The 4,654-nt window shown below is 54.6% G+C and carries 2 protein-coding genes; both read left to right on the top strand.

The window, feature by feature from the left end; all coding sequences use genetic code 11:
• Positions 1 to 450 precede the first annotated feature (450 nt).
• A complete protein-coding gene (locus H6F80_RS11020) occupies positions 451 to 1,710 on the top strand; it encodes an efflux RND transporter periplasmic adaptor subunit (protein ID WP_190791602.1) in 1,260 nt (419 codons plus the stop codon).
• 136 nt (positions 1,711 to 1,846) lie between these two features.
• Positions 1,847 to 4,654, top strand: a 2,808-nt coding sequence (locus tag H6F80_RS11025; RefSeq protein ID WP_190791603.1) for an efflux RND transporter permease subunit, incomplete at its 3' end; no start/stop codon positions are given.

The raw sequence follows: 4,654 nt of genomic DNA on the forward strand, positions 1-4,654 counted from the left end.
AAGCACTTTGGAACATGTCAGTTTATGCAGCGATCGAGGTGTTGAGCCTTTCTGTTAAAAACCTTAAGATTCATAAAGAGATTCATAAACTGTAAAAAACGCTCTTCGGCTCGGTCAGACTACGAAACTCATTCCCTGCGAATTATTGCAGTCAATTTCCTCAAGTAATCACTCCTAAGTCATCACTAATCATCGTTTGAGAATGGTTTGAGAGAAGCACCGCAAAAGCTTTCACAAAGGACGATGTTATGAGCTAGCGCATCTTTCAACCCGGACAAGTTTGGCAACTCGGACCATTTTGGGTCAGCCCAATTCTCTCCCAGGAATCTGCCCAGCAAACCGCTTTTCCCTCTGCTTTTTCCTTAAGTTCGATTTTTCCTTAAGTTTCGATCGCACTCATTTCTTCTTCTGGTGTTCAGCATGGCTAAATTGAGCAGGCTCCCCCTCTCTTTGTCGCGTCAGATCCTCGGCGCAACGCTAATGATTTCTGCGATCGTGACTGGATGCAGTCGTGGCGGCGAAGGCGGACCTCAAGGACCCCCCGCTTTTCCCGTTCAGGTACAACCGATCGAAACCAACCGGGTTGAGACCACTTCTGAGTTTGTCGGCGCGTTAGAAGCCCAGCGTAAAGTTGAGCTGCGTCCCGAAACCGATGGGCGAATTGTGAATCTTTTTGTCGCGTCAGGCGATCGGGTGCAACCCGGTACACCGATCGTGGAGCTGAGCGCAGAGCAAAATCAAGCCGAAGTCAGCGGCGCAGCGGCAGATGTAGCAGCAGCTCAGGCAGCTCGCACCACGGCACAGGCCCAGGTGAGTGCAGCCCAGGCAGAAAGACAGCGTGCCCAGGCAGATGTGCGGCTGCAAGAATCGGAGTTTGCCCGGTTCCAGCAGCTTACTGCAGAAGGGGCTGAGTCACGCCAAAACCTCGATCGTGCCCGGAACAACCGCGATACGGCGGTGGCTGCCCTGCAAGCAGCAGAACAAAACGTGCGGGCGGTGGTGGCTGCTTTGAATGAAGCAAATGCCCGTGTCGGTCGTGCCCAGGCAGATCAGGCAACTGCCGGAGCGGATTTGAGTGAAAGTCGGGTGACTGCCCCGATCGCTGGAGTAGTCAGCACCATCCCGGTCAAGGTGGGTGACTTTGTAACGTCGAGCACCGTGATCACCAACATCATTCAAAATCAAAATCTGGATTTGAATATCTCTGTACCGATCGAGCGTGCGCCTGAACTCCGCATCGGGTTGCCGGTGCAGTTGGTGAACGAGCAGGGACAGGCGATCGGCTCTGGACAAATTAGCTTTATCTCGCCGCAGGTTAATACGGCACAGCAATCGGTGCTGGCAAAAGCGAGTTTTCCGAGCGGAGGTCAGTTGCGCGACGGACAGTTTGTGCGTGCCCGCGTGATCTGGAACAGTCAGCCTGGCGTGCTAGTTCCAACCGATGCAGTAACGAGGATTGCAGGTGAAACATTTGTATTTGTGGTAGAACAGGGTCAGCCCGGACCCGATGGACAACCCCAGCAAATTGCTCGTCAGCGCAAAGTCGAACTGGGCGACATTCAAGGCAACGCCTACCAGGTGCGATCGGGCTTGAATCCGGGCGATCAGGTAATTGTCTCTGGCGTGTTGAACCTGACCGATAGCGCACCCATCACGATCGCTCCCGCAGGCAGCCCGTCTCCCAGTCCTGCCACCAGCCCAAGCCCATAAGGAATTCACGCTCCATCCCTTTATTCCCTATCCCATATATTCCCCATCCCACTATTTCCCATCCCACAAGAGATTCAATCCGCAATCCTCAACTTTCCAATGCGCTGGCTCTTCTGACCTCTCACCCGCAATCCTCATGTTTGCCAAATTCTTCATCCAACGTCCGATCTTTACCGCTGTCTGTTCCATTGTCATTGTGTTTCTGGGGCTGATCGCGCTGCCCACACTGCCGATCGCCCAATTCCCCGACATCAGCCCCAAACAGGTGGTCGTTACGGCAAACTATCAGGGCGCAGACGCAGAAACAGTCGAAAGCGGCGTCACTAACGTACTGGAGCGCGAAATCAACGGGATTGAGGGAATGCGCTACCTCAGCTCGTCTAGCGGCAGTGACGGCACTAGCCAGATTACGGTTACGTTTGCTGCCAACCAAGATCCGGACATTGCCACGGTAAACGTACAAAACCGGGTATCGCGAGTTGAACCGCTTCTACCGGAATCGGTGATTCAAACCGGGGTGACGGTTAACCAGCAGCAAAGCAACTTTTTGATGGCGATCGCCCTTTACAGCGAGAACGGCGAATACGACAGCCTCTTTATGAGCAACTATGCCGATCTGCTGATGCTGGACGCGCTGCGGCGGATCGACGGTGTGGGCGATATCCAGATCTTCGGGGAACGGCGATATGCAATGCGGCTCTGGCTTGACCCAAATCGATTGGCAAGTCGCAGTCTCACCGTGCAGGATGTGGCAAGCGCAATCCGCGAACAAAATATTCAGGTCGGAGCCGGACAAATCGGTCAGCAGCCTGCGGCGGATAACCAGGACTTTCAGCTTAGCCTGCGGGCAGTGAGCCGCTTGAATAGTGCTAGCGAATTTGAAAATCTGGTGCTGAAAACGGGCAATGACGGCAGCCTGACTCGCCTTAGAGATGTCGGACGGGTCGAACTGGGCGCGGAAAACTACGGCACGTTCCTCACCTATAACAACCTGGAAGCCGTGGGTCTGGGGGTCACTCAGCGTCCAGGCACAAACGCAATCCAGGCAGCCGAAGCAATCCGTAGAGAGCTAGAGCAGCTCAGCAAAACCTTTCCGCCCGGCTTGAAGTACGCGATCGCCTTTGATACCACCATGTTCGTGTCGGAATCGCTGCGCGACGTGGTGCAAACCCTGGTCGAATCGGTGATTCTGGTCGTTTTGGTGCTGTTTTTGTTTCTGCAAGACTGGCGCACCATTATCGTGCCGACAGTGGCAATTCCTGTTTCGCTGCTGGGAACCTTCCTGTTTGCGAAACTCTTTGGCTTTTCCATCAACACGCTAACCTTGTTCGGCTTGACCCTGGCAACGGGGATTGTGGTGGACGATGCGATCGTGGTTGTCGAATCCGTCGCCGCCAAAGTGCAGGATCGAGGCATGACTCCCTATCAAGCTGCCGTGCAGTCCATGAAGGAACTGAGCGGAGCCGTGATTGCAACTTCGCTGGTGCTGATGGCAGTTTTCATTCCCGTGGCATTTTTTCCAGGAACCACCGGGGCAATTTATCGGCAATTTGCCTTGACGATCGCCTTTTCGATCACGATTTCTACCTTTAACGCGCTCACGCTGTCGCCGATGCTGTCTGCTCTGCTGCTGCGAGAGCGTCGTGAAGGTCGCGGACCTTTAGCCGGATTCTTTAGAGGGTTTAACCGCTTTCAGGAAGCATATCGCCGCCGCTATCGTCGCCTGTTGCACAGCGTGATCCGCTTCCGCTATTTAATGGTGGTCTTTTTTGTGGCGGCACTTGCCTTTACTGCCTGGTTCTATCGTTTCGTTCCCTCGGCGTTTCTACCTGCAGAAGACCAGGGCTACTTTATTACGCTGGTGCAGGCTCCCGAAGGCGTGTCGCTCAACTACACGAAGCGCATTATGGATCAGGCATCGGAGCAGGTGCGGCAGTTGCCCGAAGTCGAGTCTAACTTTGCGGTGACAGGCTTCAGCTTTGCCGGGGTCGCGTCGAACCAGGGCATTATGTTCACGTTGCTGAAACCGTGGGAAGAGCGAACCGCCGCCGAACAGCGCGTCGAGTCAGTGATTCAAAAAGCGCAAATGGGCTACTTTGGCATCCCGAAAGCGAGAATCTTTGCGCTCAATCCACCGTCGATCGAGGGAGTCGGCAACTTTGGCGGCTTCCAGATGGAGTTGCAGGATCGGCGCGGCAACCTGCCCCTAACGGCGTTTTTGGGCGAGATGCAAAAATTCCTGGGTGCGGCAAACCAGAATCCGAGCGTGCAGGGCGTGTTTACCACCTATTCCGCCAATACACCGCAGCTCACGATCGAAGTCAACCGCGAACGGGCAAAATCGCTCGGTGTCAACATTGACGATATTTTCAACACGCTGCAAAGCTTTCTGGGGTCGCAGTACGTCAACGACTTTAACCTGGATCAGCGCAACTATCGCGTTTATCTCCAGGCAGACCAGCAGTTTCGAGCGAACCCCAATGACATTGGGCAGTTCTACGCGCGATCGGCAAGCGGACAGATGGTTCCCCTCAGTAACTTGGTCACGGTGACTCCGGCAACGACCGCCCAGACCATTACCCACTACAACCTGTTTCGATCGATTTCGATTCAGGGGAATGCGGCTCCGGGCGTGAGTTCCGGTCAGGCACTTGACACAATGGCACAAACCGCTCAGCAAGTTCTTCCCGCAGGCATGGGCTTTGAGTGGACAGGAACCGCGCTAGAGGAAGTCGAATCGGGCGGTCAGGCTCCGATCGTCTTTGGCTTAGGGATTATTCTGGTGTTTCTGGTGCTGGCAGCGCAGTATGAAAGCGTAGTCGATCCAGTGATCATTCTGCTGACCGTGCCGCTTGCGGTGCTAGGTGCGCTGGGAATGCAGTATTTCCGGGGCTTGTCGAACGATATTTACTGCCAGATCGGTCTGGTGGTGCTAATCGGCCTC

Origin of the sequence: Leptolyngbya sp. FACHB-711 (assembly GCF_014695615.1) — a bacterium.
Lineage (GTDB): Bacteria > Cyanobacteriota > Cyanobacteriia > Elainellales > Elainellaceae > Leptolyngbya_A.